The sequence below is a fragment of the Janibacter melonis genome (assembly GCF_003721155.3).
Taxonomy (GTDB): Bacteria; Actinomycetota; Actinomycetes; order Actinomycetales; family Dermatophilaceae; genus Marihabitans; species Marihabitans melonis.
Window position 1 is genome coordinate 403,753 of the sequence record NZ_CP044548.2, and the last position, 17,553, is coordinate 421,305.

Genomic DNA, 17,553 nt, shown 5'->3' on the forward strand with positions numbered 1-17,553 from the left:
CGGGGGTGCCCGTCACCGCGCCGAGCGGAGAGAGCCTGCGGGACCTGCTGCGTCCCGTCCCGGTCGACGTGCTGCGTCTCGCAGCGGCCGTGAGCCTCGTGCCCGGCACGCTGGGCTGGGGCTTCATCGGCTTCGCGCTCTTCATGCTCGTCCTCGGCGGCTCGATGGTGCCGCGGGCGCTGCGCACGCCCGCGCCGCTCGACCTCGCGTACTGCGCGACGATCCTCTTCGGGGCGTGGGCCGCGATGCTCGACTGGTACGTCGCCGTGAGCTGGCTCGACCTCGTCGTGCACGCGGCGATGACCGGCCTCGTGGGCGCCGTCGGCTACGCGGCCCTCGACCGCGTCGGGGTCTTCGGGCGCGACGTGCCGCGCGCCGGGGTCGTCGTCGTGAGCACGACGATCGCGACCACCCTGGCCCTGCTGTGGGAGATGGGCGAGTGGTTCGGCCACACCTACCTCGACGACCGCATCCAGGTCGGCTACGACGACACGATCGGCGATCTCGCCGCGGGTGTCGTCGGGGCCGTCGTCGCCGCCGTCCTGCTCGCGCTGAGCATGCCCGGCCGACGGGACCGCTCGTGAGCTCCCGGGCACGGCTCGCCCCGGTGCTGCCCTCGGTCTCCGTCGTCATCCCCTCGCGTGACGACGCCGAGGCCCTGCGCACCTGCCTCGACCTCCTCGCCCGCCAGAGCGTGGCCCCCTTCGAGGTCGTCGTCGTCGACAACGGGTCGAGCGACGGCACCGCCGAGCTGGCCCGCAGCCTCGGTGCGGTCGTCGTCGACGAGCCGCGCGTCGGCATCCCGTCCGCCGCGGCGGCGGGCTACGACGCGGCGCAGGGCGACGTCATCGCCCGCCTCGACGCGGACTCCCGGCCCGGGCGCCGATGGGTCGAGCGCGTGGCCCGCTCGATGCGCGACCCGCGACGCGACGCGGTGACCGGTGTCGGCACCTTCTACGACCTGCCACGCCCGGTCGGGGGTGCCCTCGCCGCCGTCTACCTCGCCGCGTACTACGTGCTCAGCCATCTCGCCCTCGGCCACACGGTCCTGTGGGGGTCGAGCATGGCGGTGCGCCGGCGCACGTGGCTCGCGGTGCGCGACGACGTGCACCGCGACGACCCCGAGCTGCACGACGACATGGATCTGGCCTTCGTCCTCGGACCGACGCGTCGGGTGCGGCTCGCGCCGAGCCTGCACGTCGGGGTGTCGGCCCGCTCGCTGCGGGGCGCCGCGCAGATGCGTCGGCGCTTCGAGCGCGCCTTCCGCACCCTCGTGGTCAACTGGCGGGTGCACCCGCCGTGGCTGCGCTGGCGCGACCGGGTCGAGCGCGCGCAGAGCGAGGTCAGCGACCGGGCAGGCCGATCGTCACGACGATCATCAGCTGGGTGACGAGGAAGCCCATGAGGTAGTTGAGCCACAAGAAGCGTCGCCAGCCCGCATGCGCCCGCTCGCACTGCGCGTCGGTGAGGCGCAGGTACGGCACGACGTTGGCGACGTAGGGCAGGACGAGCGCGGCCGCGAGCGTGCTCGGCCAGGGCAGGACGAGCAGGAGCAGCCCGCCGAGCACGTACGCCAGCAGGGCGAAGCACGTCGTCACCCGGGCACCGAGCACGGTGCCGATCGAGGAGATGCCACCGGCCCGGTCGGCCTCGATGTCCTGGACCGCGCCGAAGGCGTGCGACCCGACGCCCCAGGCGAAGAAGCCGCCGAGCGCGGCGAGGGTCACCGGGTCGAAGGCCCCTCCGGCGAGCGCGATGCCGAGGACCGCCGGGCTGACGAAGTGGGTGCTCGAGGTGAGGGAGTCGACGAAGGGCCGCTCCTTGAAGCGCAGCCGGGGCGCCGAGTACGCGACGACCGCGAAGACGCTCACGGAGAGCACGAGGGTCGAGCGCAGGTCGCCCAGGAGCACGAGGGCGAGGACGAAGGGGATGTTGGTCACGGCGACGGCCCACAGGGTGGTCCGGTGCAGCGACCGGTCGAGGACGACCCCTTCGACACCTCCCTTGCGCGGGTTGCGGATGTCGGACTCGTAGTCGAAGACGTCGTTGACGCCGTACATCAGCAGGTTGTACGGCACGAGGCACCACAGGGTACCGACGACCCACACGAGGTCGACCCGGCCGCCGGCGAGCAGGTACGCGGCGGCGAAGGGGTAGGCGGTGTTGACCCAGGACAGCGGCCGCGAGGACGCGAGGACGTGGGCGAAGGGGGAGACCGGCGCCGCCCGCTCGCCGGGCGCGGTGGTCATCGGCGGGCTCCCCGGGTGGCCCGCGGGTCGTCGGGGGAGAGCAGCAGGGCGAGGGCGGGCAGGGCCGTCGCGGCGGCGACCGGCCAGGCGAAGTCCTCCAGCGGGGCCAGGCCGACGTGGATGCCGGAGAGCTGGGATTCGTCGAAGCGAAAGAGGTCGACGGCGATCATCACGTTGTCGAAGACGGCGGTGAGCACGACGAGGGCCAGGGCCGTCGCGGCGGTCGCGAGCCACCAGCGCCGGTCGGGCCGGCGCAGGACGGTCGCGGCGACGAGGACGAGCACCGAGGCGGCGAGGAAGCAGGCGGCCAGGCCGGCGTACGTCATGAGGTCGCCTCGCCACCGGCGAGCAGGCGCGAGAAGAGCCCGTGGAGCACGCAGGTGATGTAGCTGAGGAAGACGATGAAGAAGATCTCCTCGACGGGCAGCTCGGGCAGCAGCTCGGCACCGGTCATCGCCGGGGACTCGCCGCGCACGTACATGCCCGACTCGATCGCCACGAGGTCCCACACGAGGAAGAGCAGGGTGCCGGCGGCGACGACGCCGAGGGTGCGCCGGGGCCGGTCGAAGAGGGCGAGGCGCCAGCGGTGGTCGACGAGACCCATGCAGAGCGTCGAGACGACGACGAAGCCGAGGTACAGCAGACCCACTCAGCCCACCTCGACGTCGGTGGCGGCCGCGGTGGCGCTGGGCCCGCTCGAGGAGTCGCCGCGCAGCCGCTTGAGCACGAGCTCGGCGCTGATGAGGCACATCGGCAGCCCGATGCCCGGGCGGGTGGAGTAGCCGGCGTAGTAGAGGCCGTCGACCTTCTTCGAGACGTTGTCGGCGCGGAAGAAGGCGCTCTGCCGCAGGACGTGACCAGGCCCGAGCATGCTGCCCGAGTACGAGGCGAGGTCCTGCGCGAAGTCCTGCGGGCCGACGGTGCGGCGCACCTCGACCCGGTCGGCGAGGTCCGGCACCCCCGCCCACGAGGAGATCTGCTCGATCGCCGCGTCCACCGCCCGCTCCACGCGCGGGTCGCCGGCGCCGTCCGTGCCGCCCCGGCCGATCGTCGGGTCGGCCGGGACTGGCACGAGGACGAAGAGGTTCTCCTTGCCGGCGGGGGCGACGGTGGTGTCGCTCGCCGACGGACGGCACACGTAGATCGACGCGGGGTCGGGGACCTGGGGGTCGGGGCCGAGGATGTCGTCGAAGTTGCGGCGCCAGTCGGTGGTGAAGAAGAGCGAGTGGTGGGCGAGCTGCGGCAGCTCGCCGTCGACGCCGAGCATCGCGAGCACCCCGCCGGGCCCGGGGTCGACCCGCTCCCACCACGACTGCGGGTAGGTCTGCAGGTGCTCGGGGAGGAGCTCGGTCTCCACGTGGTGCAGGTCGGCCGCGCCGACGACGACGTCGCACGTGATCTCGGCGGTCGTGCCGTCGGCCTCGACGACACCCACGCCGGTGACCCGGGGGCTGCGTCCGGAGGTGGTGCGGATGGCCGTGGCCGTCGTGCTTGTGCGGATCCGCACCCCGTGACGCTCGGCTGCTCGCACGAGCGCGTCGACGAGCGTCGTGAAGCCGCCCTGCGGGTAGAGCACGCCCTCGGCGAGGTCCATCCAGCTCATGAGGTGGTACATGCTCGGCGCCCGGTCGGGGGAGGTGCCGAGGAAGACGGCGGGGTAGCCGAGCACCTGGCGCAGCCGGGGGTCCTCGAAGCGCGCGGCGACGTGCGACTCCAGCGAGCGGGTGAGCAGACCCGACAGCCGAGGCCCGTTGCGCAGCACGTCGGTGTTGAGCAGCGAGGTACCCGAGTCGAAGCTCGTGTAGAGGAATCGGTCGACGGCCAGCTCGTAGACGTGCTCCGCCGAGTCGAGGTAGTCCGACAGGGCCTCGCCCGCTCCCGGCTCGAGGGACTCGAAGAGCGCCTCGTTGGCCGCGCGGGTCGCCTGGACGTCGAGCGGCCCGTCGTGGTCCTCGAAGAAGACGCGGTAGCCGGGGTCGAGACGCACGAGGTCGAGCTCGACGTGGACGTCCGTCCCGAGCATGTCGAAGAAGTGCTCGAAGACCTGGGGCATGAGGTACCACGACGGCCCGGTGTCGAAGCGGTAGCCGTCGTGCTCCCACAGGCCGGCCCGGCCGCCCGGTCGCTCGCCGCGCTCGACGAGCTCGACCTGCCAGCCGTCGGCGGCGAGCAGCGCCGCGGTCGCCAGACCGCTCACGCCGCCGCCGATGACGCAGACGGTGCCGGGCTCTCGGGGGGCGCTCGCGCGCCCGGTCCACGGCAGGGGCCTCATCGCTCGCCCCGCACGAGGGTGTCGAGCACGAGGGCGGCCTTGCGCGGCCCGGGCACACGGACGCGCTCCTGCCGCAGCCGCTCCGCCGGGGTCTCGCGCAGCCGGGCGGAGAGCTCGGCGAAGAGCCGGTGGGCCACCCTCACCGCCCGTCGGCTGCTCGGGGGCAGCCGGTCGACGGCGAGCGCCGCGACCGCGAGATCGGCGTCGACGTCGTCGAGGAGCCGGTCGCGCTGGGCGTCGTCGAGGCCGCGGGGGTCGACCCCGGGGAAGTACCCGCGGCCCAGGTCGTCGCTGTCGGCAGCGATGTCGCGCAAGAAGTTCACCTTCTGGAAGGCGGCGCCGAGGCGCCGGGCCCCGGGGGCCAGCTGCTCGTAGGACTGCTCGGGCGACGGCTCGTCGGCGACGAAGGCGCGCAGGCACATGAGCCCGACGACCTCGGCCGACCCGTAGACGTAGGTCGCGAAGCTGTCGGGGTCGTGGGTGGTGCGGGTGAGGTCGGTGCGCATCGAGGCGAAGAAGGGCTCGACGAGGTCCATCCCGATCCCGCACGCCCGGGCGGTGCGAGCGAAGGCGTGGACGACGAGGTCCGAGCTCAGCCCTCGCTCCAGCGCGTGCCGGACCTCCTGCTCGAGGTGGTCGAGCACGACCCGCTGCTCCTGCGCGCCGATGCCGGGCCGCGGTGCGTCGACGACCTCGTCGGCGACCCGCACGAGCGCGTAGATGCTGCGGACCTGGGCGCGCACGGGCTCCTCGAGCAGCCGGCTGGCCAGCCCGAAGGAGCTCGAGTACCGCTCGATGACGAGCTCTGCGGCCGCCTGGGCGGTCGCGTCGTAGCGCACGTGGGCCGGGCCCTCGTCGAGACGACGTCGGCGGGACGCGATCACGCGGCGCCCTGCTCGAGGGCACCGGAGAGCTCGCCGACCCAGGTGACGAGAGCCGGCGGGAGGGCGAGGTCGGCGGCCAGGCCGGTCGCGGAGCGCAGGCGCTGCGTCGCGAGCTCGCTGACGAAGGAGCGAGACCCCGCGGCGGTGAGCGCGGCGCGCACCTGCTCCACGCCCTGCTCGTCGAGCTCGGGGTCACCGAGGTGGCGCTCGATGACCGGCCACGCCGAGGTCGTGCGGGCGTGGACGACGAGCGGCGTGCGCTTGCCCTCGCGCAGGTCGCCGGCGACGACGTCCTTGCCAGTCTGGGCCGGTGCGCCGAAGACGCCCATGAGGTCGTCGAGCAGCTGGAAGGCCAGGCCGAGGTCGCGCCCGATGCGCCCGAGGCCGTCGACGACGGCTCCCGAGGCCCCGGCGAGCACCGCGCCGCACTGCATCGGCAGGCTGAAGGAGTAGACGGCCGTCTTCTGCTCGGCGACGGTCAGCGCCTCCTGCAGGGTCGGCTCCTGCGCCCCGAGCGAGAGCCGTACGTCCGCGAGCTCGCCGGCTGCGGAGACGGCCAGGGCGTGGTCGAAGAGGTCGAGCATGTGGTGCACCCGGTCGCGCTGGACGGGCGCCATGGCGACGGCCCGCAGGGCCGCGCCGAGGGCGAGGTCGCCGGTGAGGATCGCGCCGGCGGTGGCGTACGACTGCGCCGAGGCCGGCGGTGCGCCGCCCTCGAGCGCGTCGGCCCGGAAGCGCCCGGGCGCACTCGGGGCGCCCCGTCGCAGGTCGTCGCCGTCGATGACGTCGTCGTGGACGACGAAGGCGGTGTGCAGCAGCTCGACGGCGTCGGCGACCTGCCCGACGGCCGGCCCGGCGTCACCGCCGAGCAGGTCGTGCACCGAGTGGACGAGACGGGGACGGAAGCGCTTGCCGCCGCTCGCGGCCGAGGCGAGCGCGTCCTGGAGGACCTCGGCGTCACCGAGGTCGACCGCCGGGCCGAGAGGGTCCGGCCCGGTGAGGTGCGCGGCGTAGGTCGTGGGGCCCGGGTCGGTGCCCGCGCTCATACGTGGTCACCCACCGCGTCGAGGGCGCTGGCGCCGACGGGCAGCTGCTCGAGCTGCATGACGAGCCACGGGCTGAGCGCCCACGGGGCGACCTCGGCCGTCGTGCGCAGCTCGCGCGGGGTGACCCAGCGGGACTCGACGGCCTCGTCGGGGTTGAGCTGCGGGGCGGCCGTCGCGCGGGCGAGCCACACCGGGCACACCTCGTGCTCGACGACGCCCGAGGCGTCGACGGCGCGGTAGCGGAAGTCGGGGAGCATCGGCTCGAGGTGGTCCAGGACGAGGCCGAGCTCGTGCTCGGCGTAGCGGTGCACCGCGTCGACCGGGTCCTCGTTGGGTCGGGGGTGGCCGCAGAAGGCGTTGGTCCACACCCCGGGCCAGGCCCGCTTGCCCAGGGCGCGGCGGGTGAGGAGCAGGCGTCCGGCGCCGTCGGTGACGTGGCAGGAGAAGGCGAGGTGGAGCGGGGTGTCGGTCGTGTGCACCTCCGCCCGGGGGGCGGTGCCGGTGGGCACGCCGTCGTCGTCGAGCAGGACGACGAGGTCTGCTGCGTCGCGGTCCTGCGGGGCCGTGGCGTCCATCGGTCGCCCTCTCGTCGGCACGCGTCCGCGCACCGGGTCAGGGCCCCGCGAGAGCAGGGCCGGTCGGTCACGGCCCTGTGCCGGGTCCGCACCCTCGCCGGGCGGTCTCGACCGGGCCGCTGCGCCCAGCATGTCACGAGGACCGGGGGCTCCCGGGCGTCGGGGCCGCCCCGGGCGAAGGGGGCAGCGCCCCCCTTCGCCCGCGCGGTCGGCGCCGACGGGAGGGCCGACTACCCTGGACCGGTCATGACTGCTGCGCCCAAGACCTACGACGTGCGCACCCACGGGTGCCAGATGAACGTGCACGACTCCGAGCGCCTCGCCGGCCTGCTCGAGACGGCGGGGTACGTCGACCTCGCCTCGGTGCCCGCGGGCGAGCGCGGCGACACCGCCGACGTCGTCGTCTTCAACACCTGCGCCGTGCGCGAGAACGCCGACAACAAGCTGTACGGCAACCTCGGCCAGCTGCGCCCGCACAAGCAGCGCAACCCCGACCTGCAGATCGCCGTCGGCGGGTGCATGGCGCAGAAGGACCGCGACACGATCGTGCAGCGCGCGCCGTGGGTCGACGTCGTCTTCGGCACCCACAACATCGGCTCGCTGCCGGCGCTGCTCGACCGCGCGCGGCACAACCGCGAGGCGCAGGTCGAGATCCTCGAGTCGCTCGAGACCTTCCCCTCGACGCTGCCGACGCGCCGCGACTCCGCGTACTCGGGGTGGACCTCGATCTCGGTCGGGTGCAACAACACGTGCACCTTCTGCATCGTCCCCGCGCTGCGCGGCAAGGAGAAGGACCGCCGGCCGGGCGAGATCCTCGCCGAGGTCGAGGCGCTCGTCGCCCAGGGCGTGCTCGAGGTGACCCTGCTCGGCCAGAACGTCAACAGCTACGGCGTCGAGTTCGGCGACCGGCTCGCCTTCGGCAAGCTGCTGCGCGCCTGCGGCGACGTCGAGGGCCTCGAGCGCGTGCGCTTCACCAGCCCGCACCCCGCGGCCTTCACCGATGACGTCATCGAGGCGATGGCGCAGACGCCGAACGTCATGCCGAGCCTGCACATGCCGCTGCAGTCCGGCTCCGACCGGGTCCTGAAGGACATGCGCCGCTCCTACCGCAGCGCGAAGTTCCTCGGGATCATCGAGCGCGTCCGCGACCGCATCCCCGACGCGGCGATCACCACCGACATCATCGTCGGCTTCCCCGGCGAGACCGAGGCCGACTTCGAGGAGACCCTGCGGGTCGTGCGGGAGTCGCGCTTCTCGAGCGCCTTCACCTTCCAGTACTCGATCCGCCCCGGCACGCCCGCGGCGACGATGGCCGACCAGGTCCCCAAGGCGGTCGTGCAGGAGCGCTTCGAGCGTCTCGTCGCGCTGCAGGACGAGATCAGCTGGCAGGAGAACAGGGCGCAGGAGGGGCGCACCGTCGAGGTGCTCGTCGCCACCGGCGAGGGGCGCAAGGACGGCGCGACCGACCGGATCTCCGGGCGCGCCCGCGACAACCGGCTCGTCCACGTCGCGGTGCCCGAGGGGGCGCAGCGCCCGCGGCCGGGCGACATGGTGAGTGCGGACGTCACGTACGGCGCCCCGCACCACCTGCTCGCCGACGGCGCGCTGTCCGGCGGCACGTACTCCGTGCGGCGCACGGCCGGCGGCGACGCGTGGGAGCGGGCCCAGGCCCAGCCCGCGGGCAAGCCCTCGGTCTCGCTCGGCATGCCCCGCATCGGCGCCCCTGACCCGGTCACCCCCGCCGCCCCCGTCTGCGGCGCCTGACCCCGTCGGCGGTCGAGGGGCGAAGGCCGCCAGGCCGCAGCCTCGAGACCTCGTCCCGCGGCTCGCCTCAGCGCACGACGCTCATGTACGCGCCGTACGCGTCCGCCATCGCCCGGCTCGCCGCGACCGCTCGGGCGCGGATGCTCTCGTCGGCGCTGAGGCGCAGCAGCGGCTCCGCCTCGACGTGCCGGCCGAGCCAGCTCACCCGCTCCCACCGCTGCACCGCGTCCTCGTCCTCACGCGGACGGAGGTCGAGCTCCCACGCCGTGAGCATCCGGTCTGCGGTGGCGCTGACGTCGGTCGTGGCCGGCGGGTAGAGCGCACGGAGCCGGGAGACCAGCTGACCGCCGGCAGTGCGGGGGTCGCGGGAGTGCACCTGGACGTCGACCCGGCCCCAGGCGTCGTGCAGGGAGCGCGGGGCGAGCCCGAGACGCTGCTCGGCCCGGTGGCGGTCCGACACGAGCCGCCCGGCGGGGCGGGAGGTCAGCGCGAGGACGACCTCGCCGATCGTCGTGACGTCGTCGTCGAGCGAGCCGTGAGACGCCCAGTCGCAGACGTTGCCGTCGAGGTCCCGGACGAGCACGAGGCGCCGTGCGTGGTCGACGTGCGCGCGGACCCGGGCGTGCTGCGGACGCGGCGCGTAGTGCGGCGAGCGCAGGTCCTCGGGGCGCAGGACGGTCGTCGCGATCACGGCGCGAGTCTGCCAGCGCAGGACGAAGGGGGGCGTCCCACCTGCTGGGTGGGACGCCCCCGTCGTCAGACGACGGTGGGGCTACTCGTTGCCGATGGCCCCGTCGGCGGCGTCGCGGCCCTGCTGGACCTGGTCGGCGCCCAGACCCTTGCCCTCGGCGAAGTCACCGGCTGTGTCGAGCCCGGTGTCCGAGTGCTCCTCGATCTGGTCGCCGTGCTTCTCGCTCAGCTCGCCGGCCTTGTCCTTGGCGTTGTCGAAGATGCTCATGCGTCGATCTCCTCTGCTGCGGGGACGGGTCGCGGGGGCGGCCCTGCTCTCAGCGTGGCAGCGCGACGGTCGCGAACGGGGGCGAAGGGGGCGGGTCGAAGAAGTTGAGGATTCAACTTGCGGAATAGTGAAACCATCAACTATGTTGGGACCCAGCGACGCACCCCACGGCGTCCCGACCACCTGGTCGACACAGACATCACGCACAAGGAGCCCCTCATGACCCACGACATCACCCCCGGCACCTACGTCATCGACCCCAGCCACAGCGAGGTCGGCTTCGTCGCCCGCCACGCGATGGTCACCAAGGTCCGCGGCTACTTCCGCGACGTGGCCGGCGAGATCGTCGTCGGCGACGACTTCGCCCAGTCCTCCGCGACCGCCACCATGCAGGTCGCCTCCGTCGACACCGGCAGCGCCGACCGCGACGGCCACCTCAAGTCGGCCGACTTCTTCGACGCCGAGACCAACCCGGAGATCACCTTCGTCTCCACCGGTGTCAAGGACCACGACGGCAACCGCTTCGTCCTCCTCGGCGACCTGACGATCAAGGGCACGACCCAGCCCGTCGAGCTCGAGGCCGAGTACGAGGGCACCGCGCAGGACCCCTTCGGCAACACCCGCGTCGGCTTCACCGCCAAGACCGAGGTCGACCGCGAGACCTGGGGCCTGACCTGGAACGCCGCGCTCGAGACCGGTGGCGTCCTCGTCAGCAAGAAGATCACCCTCAACCTCGAGATCTCCGCGATCAAGCAGGCCTGAGCACACGCGGCCGGGAGGCCGCAGCACCTGACATGGGGCGGGTGGTCGTGATGGGAGAGAATCCCGCCATGACCATCCGCCCCATCGTCATCTCCGGCGACCCCGTCCTGCACACCCGGGCCCGGCCCGTCGAGATGATCGACGACGAGATCCGCACCCTGGTGCAGGACATGTACGAGACCCAGGACGCCGCGCACGGCGTCGGCCTGGCCGCCCCCCAGGTGGGCGTCGGGCTGCGCATCTACACCTGGCAGATGGACAACGAGGACGGCGTGCCCGCGCGCGGGCACGTCATCAACCCCTTCGTCCGGGCGACCAAGGCGCCGGTCGGCGAGCCCAGCCGCGACGACGAGTCCGAGGGCTGCCTGTCGGTGCCCGGCTACTCCTTCCCGCTGCGCCGCGGCGAGAGCGCGCACGTCACGGGCTACGACGTCGACGGCAACGAGCTCGACTTCACCGCGACCGGGTGGTTCGCCCGATGCATGCAGCACGAGTACGACCACCTCAACGGCTTCCTCTACGTCGACCGGCTCGGGGAGCGGTGGCAGAAGAAGGCCCGCAAGGCCGTCAAGGCCGAGGGCTGGGGCGTGCCCGGCCACAGCTGGATGCCGGGGGAGGACCGCGACCCCTTCGGTCACGACGACGACGAGTGAGCGCGAAGGGGGAGCCCGTCGAGGTCGTCGCGGTCGTCGGCGCGACCGCGACCGGCAAGTCGGCGCTCGCGCTCGACCTCGCGCAGTCCCTCGGCGGCGAGGTGGTCAACGCCGACTCCATGCAGCTCTACCGCGGCATGGACGTCGGGACGGCGAAGCTGGCGCCGCAGGAGCGTCGCGGGGTCCCGCACCACCTCCTCGACGTCCTCGACGTCACCGACGAGTCCACCCTCGCCGCCTATCAGACGCGCGCCCGGTCGGCGATCGAGGACATCCGCTCGCGCGGCGCCCTGCCGGTGCTCGCCGGCGGGTCGGGCCTGTACGTCCGCGCTGCGCTGGACCACCTCGAGATCCCGCCGACCGACCCCGAGGTGCGGGCCCGGCTGGAGGCGCGGAGCGCCGCCGGCGAGGACGACGCCCTGCGCGCGGAGCTGCGCCGGGTCGACCCGCAGGCGGCCGAGGCGATCCAGGAGCAGAACGTGCGGCGGATCATCCGCGCGCTCGAGGTCGTCGAGCTCACCGGGCGGCCCTTCTCCGCGACCGCCCCGACGAAGACCTACGTGCGCCCCTCGCTCGTCATCGGGCTGCGCGACGACTGGGACCTGCTGACGACGCGCATCGAGCAGCGGGTCCTGCGGATGTGGGCCGAGGGCATGCTCGACGAGACCCGCCGGCTCGAGACGGCCGGGCTGCGGCGAGGACGGACGGCGAGCCGGGCCATCGGCTACGCCCAGGCCCTCGCGGAGCTCGCCGGCGAGCTGACGACGGCCGAGGCGGTCGCGTCGACCCAGGCGGCCACGCGCCGCTACGCCCGACGTCAGGAGTCCTGGCTGCGGCCCGACCCCCGGGTCGTGTGGCTCGACGCGTCGGCACCGGACCTGCTGGGGCGAGCGCACGAGGTCGTCGCGCGGGGCGATCTCAGCCGCGCCTGAGACGTGCAGCACAATGGCGGCATGAGCGTGCGCTTCACCAAGGGTCATGGCACCGAGAACGACTTCGTGCTCCTGGCCGACCTCGACGGCCGGCTCGACCTCTCCGCGGCGCAGGTCGCCCGGCTGAGCGACCGGCACGCCGGCATCGGCGGCGACGGGGTGATCCGCGTCGTGCGCACGGTCCACGCCGAGGAGCCGGAGGTGCGGGCGCAGGCCGACGAGGCCGAGTTCTTCATGGACTACCGCAACGCCGACGGCTCGAAGGCCCAGATGTGCGGCAACGGGACCCGGGTCTTCGCGACCTGGCTGCGCCGCGAGGGGCTCATCGGCGATGGGGAGAGCGTCGTCGCGACCCGCGCCGGCACCCGGCGCGTGCGCTTCGAGGGCGACGAGGTCGTCACCCACATGGGCACGTGGTCTCTCGTGCACCCGACCGAGGCCGCCGAGCGCGGTGTCGACTCCTTCGTGCACGTCGACGAGGCCGAGGACGTCGACGACCCGTACAGCGCCCTCTCCCTCGACCTCGGCAACCCCCACACCGTCGTCGCCCTCCCGCCCGAGGTGAGCCTCGACGGGCTCGACCTCACCCGCGCGCCCGTCGTGCGCCCGGTGCCGCCGGAGGGCAGCAACGTCGAGTTCGTCCGCGTCCTCGGGCCCGGCCACCTCGCGATGCGCGTCCACGAGCGCGGTGTCGGCGAGACCCGCTCGTGCGGCACCGGTGTCTGCGCGGCCGCGCTCGCCGTCGGCATCTGGTCCGACTCCGTCGGGTCCGGCGCCTGGCGCGTCGACGTCCCCGGGGGCACCCTCACCGTCCGGGCGCTGCCCGACCACCAGGTCGAGCTCGCCGGCCCCGCCGTGCTCGTCGCCGACGGCCAGACGGACCTCCTCACCGGGGTCTGAGGTGCTCGGCCGGGTCGGTGCCGCGGCCGGCGAGGTCGCCCGCGCGAGCGTCGAGATCGGGCCGCACGCAGGGGCCCACCGGGTCGCCCTTCGCGCCGGGGTGTCCGTCCTCGTGCCGCTCGCCGTGCTCGTGCTCGCCGGACGGGTCGACCTCACCCCGTACGCCGCCTTCGGCGCCATGACCTCGCTCTACGGCCGTCACCACGGCCATGTCGACCGGTCCGGCATGCAGCTCGGGGCGGCGACCGCCTTCACCGCCACGGTGGGGCTCGGCGTGCTCGCCGCCGTACTGCCCGGGCAGCACGCGTGGCTCGTCGTCCTCGTCGGGGCGCTCGTCGCCGGCGCCGGACAGGTCCTCGCGGACGCCCTGGCGTGGCACCCGCCCGGGTCGACCTTCCTCGTCTTCGCCTTCTGCGTGTGCGCCTCGATCCCCGGGCTCGGTCTGCTCGACGTGCCGCTGGCCCTCGCGGTGTCTGCGCTGAGCGCGGCCTTCTCGCTGCTCGTCGGTCACGTCGGGGTGCTGCGGGACCGCACCGGCTACCGGGTGCCGACCCTGCCGGCGATGTCCGTGCGCACGGCGCTCGGCACCCCGGCCCGGCGCCGCTGGGTCGCCGTCGTCCTCGGCTGTGCCCTCGTCGGCGGCAGCGCCTGCCTGCTCGTCGGCTTCGAGCACCCCTACTGGGGCATCGTCGCGGCCGTCGCGGCCCTGGGCGGGGCCGACCACCGGACCCGTCTCGTGCGCGCGGTGCACCGCGCCGTCGGCACCGTCCTCGGGGTCCTCGTGGCCTGGCCCCTCCTTGCTGCCCACCCCCGCGGTCTGGCCGCGGTCGCCGTCGTGTGCGTGACGCAGATCGGTGCCGAGCTCTTCATCGGGCGCAACTACGCGCTCGCCCTGCTCTTCATCACCCCGCTCGCGCTGATGATGAGCCAGCTCGCCCACGAGCAGCCGGTCGGACCGCTCCTGCTCGACCGCGTCGGGTCGACCGCCGTCGGCGCCGGTGTCTCGCTCGTCGCGGTCGTCGCCCTGCTCGCGGCCCGCCGCACCCCCTCCGCCCCCGCCTGACCTCCCCGACCCCTCTGCCCCCCTTCGCCCACCCCGCCCCCCTGAACCCGCCCCCCACCCCGCCGAGACCCGCTCGTGGTCCGCGAAGGCCGGTCGTCGCGGGGCTGCGATGACCGGGTCTCACGGACCACGAGCGGGTCTCGGCGAAGGGGGCGGGTGCGGGCGAGGTGCGTCCTCGCGACGGGGCCGGGCGAAGGGGTCTGCGGCGGGGGCTAGGACCGGCGGGGCAGGGCGTCGATCGCTCGGCGCACCCGCGCAGCGACCAGGCCGAGGTCGTAGAGGTCGGCCCACGTCAACCGGACGAAGCCGTACCCGCGTGAGCGGATCCGGTCCTCGCGGATCTTCTCTGCGACGAGAGCGTCCTGGTCCGTGTACTTGAGTGCGCCGTCGAACTCGACGACGACGGGCTCGTCGTCCAGGAGCGCGTCGACGCGATCCTGCCCGATCCAGACCTGCGGCGTGTACGCCAGCCCGAGTCGGTGCAGGCACACCCCGGTGCGGGTCTCGCCCGGCGTCTCGTGGCGGCCGTCGGCCCATGCGAGCATCTGCCGCAGCGAACGCACACCCCGGTGACCGACGACGAGGTCGAGGGCCGCCGAGAGGTCGTCGACGGTGAGCGAGCCCTCTCGGATGGCGGCGTCGGCGGGGACGAGTGCTGCTTCGCCCCCGCGCAGCAGCCCCACCTGCACGACGCAGTCGGCCACCGGGAGTGCCGGCACCGTCGTCGACCCGACGACGACCTCGTCGAGCACCACAGACCTGCGCACCCAGTGGTGCACGTGCGGGGGGACCCGTTTGCGTCGCCGGGTCGACGTCACGTGCACCCGCGACAGGTCGGCGGCGAAGGTCGGCAGCCCGCGCACGACGAGCCCGCTGTCATGGCTCAGCCCCGTGCGTTCCAGCCCGTCGACGACCGCGATCGACCGTGACCTGTGCAGCTCACGCAGGTCCGGCGCAGGGCTGACGAGGTACTGACCCCGCGCGAGCCGCTCGATCTCTCCTCTCGCAGCGGCCTCAGCGAGGAGCCGGCGATCGAGACCGCAGGCCCGCGCGTCAGCCGCGGAGAGGAGTCCGTCGGCAGCCAGGGCGCGCATCGTGGTGAGCAGATCGTCCACCTGTGCACGGTGGCAGAGCCGGCGATGCCGTCTGCCTCGTCATCCACAGCCCGCCGAGACCCGCTCGTGGTCCGCGAAGGACGCTCGTCGCGGGACCGCGACGAGCGGGTCTGACGGACCACGAGCGGGGCTCGGCGAAGGGGGGCGAAGGGGGGCGGACGCGGAGCCGGGGGAGCGCAGGGCACGGGCCGGTGGGCTCGACGAAGGGGGGGCGAAGGGGGAGTCAGCGCGAGACGCGCAGGACGCGGAAGCCCTTCGCGGTGGCGGTGCGCTCGCAGCGCAGGTCGAGCTCGGACTCGACCCAGCGCTGGAGCGAGTCGGCGCCGAGGTTCTTGCCGACGACGAGCCAGGCCTGCCCCTGCGGCGCGAGGCGCGGCAGCCAGGTCCTCAAGAGCTCGTGGAGCGCGACCTTGCCGATCCGGATCGGGGGGTTGGACCAGATGACGTCGTAGCGCACGTCGGGGTCGACCGCGTCGGCACGCACCGCACGCACGCGCTCGCACCCGAGGGCCGCGGCGTTGCGCCGCACGAGGTCGAGCGCGCGCTCGTTGACGTCGACGGCGGTGACGTCGAGCTCGGGGGAGCGCAGGGCGAGCTCTAGTGCGATCGGACCCCAGCCGCAGCCGAGGTCGAGCGCCTGCCCGGTCGTGGGCGGCGGCTCGACCTCCTCGAGCAGCACCTGCGTGGCCTTGTCGAGGGCCCCGGCGGAGAAGACCCCGCCCGCGGTCTCGACGACGACGTCCTGACCGGCGAGGCGGACGCTCAGCCGGCGCCGCTCGGCGTCGGTCGCGGGGACCCCTTCGCTGAAGTAGTGCTCGGTCACGGCGTCAGTCCACGTCCTCGTCGACCCAGTCGAGGGTGCGCGAGACGGCCTTGGCCCAGTTGCGGCACATCCGCTCGACGTCGGCGCGGTCCAGCCGTGGGGTCCACCGCTCGTCCTCGGACCAGTTGGCCTCGACCTGCTCGGTCGAGCTCCAGTACCCGACGGCGAGACCGGCGACGTAGGCCGCCCCGAGGGCCGTCGTCTCGGCGATCTTCGGTCGGACGACGTCGACGCCGAGCACGTCGGCCTGGAACTGCATGAGCGTCTCGTTGGCGACCATCCCGCCGTCGACCTTGAGCTCGGTGAGCCGGCCGCCGGCCCGCTCGGCGTCGGCCTGCATCGCGTCGAGGACGTCGCGGGTCTGGAAGGCCGTCGACTCGAGCACCGCCCGGGCGAGGTGCCCCTTGTTCGCGTACCGCGTGAGCCCGAGGATCGCGCCGCGGGCATCGGGTCGCCAGTACGGCGCGAAGAGACCCGAGAAGGCCGGCACGAAGTACACGCCGCCGTTGTCCTCCACCGAGCACGCGAGCTGCTCGATCTCCGGGGCGCTGCGGATGAGCCCGAGGTTGTCGCGCACCCACTGCACGAGCGACCCGGTGACGGCGATGGACCCCTCGAGCGCGTAGACCGGCGCGTCGTCGCCGAGCTGGTAGCACAGCGTCGTCAGCAGGCCGTTCTCGCTCTCGACGATCTCGGTGCCGGTGTTGAGCAGCATGAAGTTGCCCGTGCCGTACGTGTTCTTCGCCGTGCCCGGGGCGAGGCAGGCCTGCCCGAAGGTCGCCGCCTGCTGGTCGCCGAGGATGCCGGCGACGGGGGTGCCCGCGAGGACGCCGGGGGTGCACTCGCCGTAGACCTCCGAGGAGCTGCAGATGCGGGGGAGCACCTCCATCGGCACGCGGATCGCCTCGCACAGCTCCTCGCTCCACTGCAGCGTGCGCAGGTCCATGAGCATCGTGCGCGAGGCGTTGGTGACGTCGGTGACGTGCTCGCCGTCGTGCTCCCCACCGCCGGTGAGGTTCCACACGAGCCAGCTGTCGATCGTCCCGGCGAGCAGCTCCCCCTTCGCCGCCCGGTCGCGGGCCCCCTCGACGTGGTCGAGGACCCAGGCGATCTTCGGCCCGGCGAAGTACGTCGCGAGCGGCAGGCCGCAGACGTCCTTGAAGCGGTCGAGCCCGCCGTCGGCGGCGAGCTCGTCGACCATCGCCTGGGTCCGGGTGTCCTGCCACACGACGGCGTTGTGGATCGGGCGCCCGGTGGCGCGCTCCCACACGACGACGGTCTCGCGCTGGTTGGTGATGCCGATCGCCTCGACGTGACGGCTGTTGAGGTTGCCCTTGCCGAGCGCCCCGCCGATGACCCGGCGGGTGCTCTCCCAGATCTCCATCGGGTCGTGCTCGACCCACCCGGCCCGCGGGAAGATCTGCTCGTGCTCGATCTGGTCCTGCGCGACGACCTCTCCCGACGCGTCGAAGATCATCGCCCGGGTGCTCGTCGTGCCCTGGTCGATGGCCAGGACGTAGGTGCGCGAAGGGGTCATGGGCGGCAGTCTGGCAGGCG

20 protein-coding genes are annotated in these 17,553 nt (G+C 73.6%); 8 read left to right on the forward strand and 12 right to left on the reverse strand.

Going from position 1 to position 17,553, the window contains the following annotated elements:
• The first annotated feature begins 5 nt into the window (after positions 1-5).
• Both EEW87_RS01945 and EEW87_RS01950 read left to right on the forward strand, forming a co-directional pair.
• The gene (locus tag EEW87_RS01945) at positions 6-584 is read left to right on the forward strand and encodes a DUF2238 domain-containing protein (RefSeq protein ID WP_229300875.1); all 579 of its coding nucleotides are present in this window, start codon (positions 6-8) and stop codon (positions 582-584) included.
• On the forward strand, positions 581-1,390 hold the full coding sequence (locus EEW87_RS01950) for a glycosyltransferase family 2 protein (RefSeq protein ID WP_240341629.1): 810 nt from the start codon (positions 581-583) through the stop codon (positions 1,388-1,390). The genes EEW87_RS01945 and EEW87_RS01950 overlap by 4 nt, the downstream gene beginning before the upstream one ends.
• Here EEW87_RS01950 and EEW87_RS01955 read toward each other — a convergent pair.
• From EEW87_RS01955 to idi, 7 genes are read right to left on the reverse strand one after another with little or no spacing between them, the layout of a single operon-like run.
• Positions 1,344-2,249 carry a prenyltransferase gene (locus EEW87_RS01955; protein WP_123090881.1) on the reverse strand — a complete coding sequence of 302 codons (906 nt, stop codon included), beginning with the start codon at positions 2,247-2,249 and terminating at the stop codon, positions 1,344-1,346. The genes EEW87_RS01950 and EEW87_RS01955 overlap by 47 nt on opposite strands.
• Positions 2,246-2,575: a lycopene cyclase domain-containing protein gene (locus EEW87_RS01960; RefSeq protein WP_123090880.1), complete on the reverse strand. Its 330-nt coding sequence runs from the start codon at positions 2,573-2,575 to the stop codon at positions 2,246-2,248. The genes EEW87_RS01955 and EEW87_RS01960 overlap by 4 nt, the downstream gene beginning before the upstream one ends.
• Positions 2,572-2,898: a lycopene cyclase domain-containing protein gene (locus EEW87_RS01965; RefSeq protein WP_123090879.1), complete on the reverse strand. Its 327-nt coding sequence runs from the start codon at positions 2,896-2,898 to the stop codon at positions 2,572-2,574. Before EEW87_RS01965 ends, EEW87_RS01960 begins: the two co-directional genes overlap by 4 nt.
• Positions 2,899-4,521 carry a phytoene desaturase family protein gene (crtI, locus tag EEW87_RS01970; RefSeq protein WP_123090878.1) on the reverse strand — a complete coding sequence of 541 codons (1,623 nt, stop codon included), beginning with the start codon at positions 4,519-4,521 and terminating at the stop codon, positions 2,899-2,901. It abuts the gene before it with no gap.
• The gene (locus tag EEW87_RS01975) at positions 4,518-5,405 is read right to left on the reverse strand and encodes a phytoene/squalene synthase family protein (protein ID WP_318825902.1); all 888 of its coding nucleotides are present in this window, start codon (positions 5,403-5,405) and stop codon (positions 4,518-4,520) included. The genes crtI and EEW87_RS01975 overlap by 4 nt, the downstream gene beginning before the upstream one ends.
• Positions 5,402-6,451 (reverse strand): polyprenyl synthetase family protein, encoded by a 1,050-nt coding sequence (locus EEW87_RS01980; protein WP_123090877.1) that lies wholly within the window; start codon positions 6,449-6,451, stop codon positions 5,402-5,404. The genes EEW87_RS01975 and EEW87_RS01980 overlap by 4 nt, the downstream gene beginning before the upstream one ends.
• Positions 6,448-7,026, reverse strand: coding sequence for an isopentenyl-diphosphate Delta-isomerase (gene idi, locus EEW87_RS01985; RefSeq protein WP_123090876.1), 579 nt, complete (start codon positions 7,024-7,026; stop codon positions 6,448-6,450). The genes EEW87_RS01980 and idi overlap by 4 nt, the downstream gene beginning before the upstream one ends.
• Before the next feature lie 246 nt (positions 7,027-7,272).
• Between idi and miaB the strand changes: the two genes are divergently transcribed.
• Positions 7,273-8,790: a tRNA (N6-isopentenyl adenosine(37)-C2)-methylthiotransferase MiaB gene (miaB, locus tag EEW87_RS01990; RefSeq protein ID WP_123090875.1), complete on the forward strand. Its 1,518-nt coding sequence runs from the start codon at positions 7,273-7,275 to the stop codon at positions 8,788-8,790.
• A 67-nt stretch (positions 8,791-8,857) separates the two neighbouring features.
• Here the strand turns inward: miaB and EEW87_RS01995 are convergent, their stop codons facing one another.
• Both EEW87_RS01995 and EEW87_RS02000 read right to left on the reverse strand, forming a co-directional pair.
• Positions 8,858-9,481, reverse strand: a complete 624-nt coding sequence (locus tag EEW87_RS01995; protein WP_123090874.1) for a hypothetical protein — start codon at positions 9,479-9,481, stop codon at positions 8,858-8,860.
• A gap of 81 nt (positions 9,482-9,562) precedes the next feature.
• Positions 9,563-9,748 carry an antitoxin gene (locus tag EEW87_RS02000; protein ID WP_123090873.1) on the reverse strand — a complete coding sequence of 62 codons (186 nt, stop codon included), beginning with the start codon at positions 9,746-9,748 and terminating at the stop codon, positions 9,563-9,565.
• A gap of 219 nt (positions 9,749-9,967) precedes the next feature.
• Between EEW87_RS02000 and EEW87_RS02005 the strand changes: the two genes are divergently transcribed.
• The 5 genes from EEW87_RS02005 to EEW87_RS02025 all read left to right on the forward strand — a co-directional run bounded on the left by EEW87_RS02005 (position 9,968) and on the right by EEW87_RS02025 (position 14,058).
• Positions 9,968-10,510, forward strand: coding sequence for a YceI family protein (locus EEW87_RS02005; RefSeq protein ID WP_123090872.1), 543 nt, complete (start codon positions 9,968-9,970; stop codon positions 10,508-10,510).
• A gap of 68 nt (positions 10,511-10,578) precedes the next feature.
• Entirely contained in the window at positions 10,579-11,163 is a 585-nt protein-coding gene (gene def / locus EEW87_RS02010) for a peptide deformylase (RefSeq protein WP_123090871.1), read from the forward strand.
• Positions 11,160-12,095 (forward strand): tRNA (adenosine(37)-N6)-dimethylallyltransferase MiaA, encoded by a 936-nt coding sequence (gene miaA, locus EEW87_RS02015; protein ID WP_205473760.1) that lies wholly within the window; start codon positions 11,160-11,162, stop codon positions 12,093-12,095. Before def ends, miaA begins: the two co-directional genes overlap by 4 nt.
• A gap of 21 nt (positions 12,096-12,116) precedes the next feature.
• Positions 12,117-12,995, forward strand: coding sequence for a diaminopimelate epimerase (dapF, locus tag EEW87_RS02020; protein ID WP_123090869.1), 879 nt, complete (start codon positions 12,117-12,119; stop codon positions 12,993-12,995).
• Between the two features lies 1 nt (position 12,996).
• Positions 12,997-14,058: an FUSC family protein gene (locus tag EEW87_RS02025; RefSeq protein WP_240341630.1), complete on the forward strand. Its 1,062-nt coding sequence runs from the start codon at positions 12,997-12,999 to the stop codon at positions 14,056-14,058.
• A gap of 212 nt (positions 14,059-14,270) precedes the next feature.
• Here the strand turns inward: EEW87_RS02025 and EEW87_RS02030 are convergent, their stop codons facing one another.
• From EEW87_RS02030 to glpK, 3 genes are all read right to left on the reverse strand, one after another.
• Positions 14,271-15,173: a type IV toxin-antitoxin system AbiEi family antitoxin domain-containing protein gene (locus EEW87_RS02030; RefSeq protein WP_123090868.1), complete on the reverse strand. Its 903-nt coding sequence runs from the start codon at positions 15,171-15,173 to the stop codon at positions 14,271-14,273.
• Between the two features lie 223 nt (positions 15,174-15,396).
• On the reverse strand, positions 15,397-15,996 hold the full coding sequence (locus EEW87_RS02035; RefSeq protein WP_123090867.1) for a class I SAM-dependent methyltransferase: 600 nt from the start codon (positions 15,994-15,996) through the stop codon (positions 15,397-15,399).
• Positions 15,997-16,000: 4 nt separating this feature from the next.
• The gene (gene glpK, locus EEW87_RS02040) at positions 16,001-17,533 is read right to left on the reverse strand and encodes a glycerol kinase GlpK (RefSeq protein ID WP_123090866.1); all 1,533 of its coding nucleotides are present in this window, start codon (positions 17,531-17,533) and stop codon (positions 16,001-16,003) included.
• Positions 17,534-17,553 lie beyond the last annotated feature (20 nt).

Bases quoted from the DNA above. Each gene is read 5' to 3' on its own strand.
- EEW87_RS01955 (WP_123090881.1), bottom strand. From the start codon at position 2,249: ATGACCACCGCGCCCGGCGAGCGGGCGGCGCCGGTCTCCCCCTTCGCC.
- EEW87_RS01960 (WP_123090880.1), bottom strand. From the start codon at position 2,575: ATGACGTACGCCGGCCTGGCCGCCTGCTTCCTCGCCGCCTCGGTGCTC.
- crtI (WP_123090878.1), bottom strand. From the start codon at position 4,521: ATGAGGCCCCTGCCGTGGACCGGGCGCGCGAGCGCCCCCCGAGAGCCC.
- EEW87_RS01980 (WP_123090877.1), bottom strand. From the start codon at position 6,451: ATGAGCGCGGGCACCGACCCGGGCCCCACGACCTACGCCGCGCACCTC.
- idi (WP_123090876.1), bottom strand. From the start codon at position 7,026: ATGGACGCCACGGCCCCGCAGGACCGCGACGCAGCAGACCTCGTCGTC.
- miaB (WP_123090875.1), top strand. From the start codon at position 7,273: ATGACTGCTGCGCCCAAGACCTACGACGTGCGCACCCACGGGTGCCAG.
- EEW87_RS02000 (WP_123090873.1), bottom strand. From the start codon at position 9,748: ATGAGCATCTTCGACAACGCCAAGGACAAGGCCGGCGAGCTGAGCGAG.
- EEW87_RS02005 (WP_123090872.1), top strand. From the start codon at position 9,968: ATGACCCACGACATCACCCCCGGCACCTACGTCATCGACCCCAGCCAC.
- def (WP_123090871.1), top strand. From the start codon at position 10,579: ATGACCATCCGCCCCATCGTCATCTCCGGCGACCCCGTCCTGCACACC.
- dapF (WP_123090869.1), top strand. From the start codon at position 12,117: ATGAGCGTGCGCTTCACCAAGGGTCATGGCACCGAGAACGACTTCGTG.
- glpK (WP_123090866.1), bottom strand. From the start codon at position 17,533: ATGACCCCTTCGCGCACCTACGTCCTGGCCATCGACCAGGGCACGACG.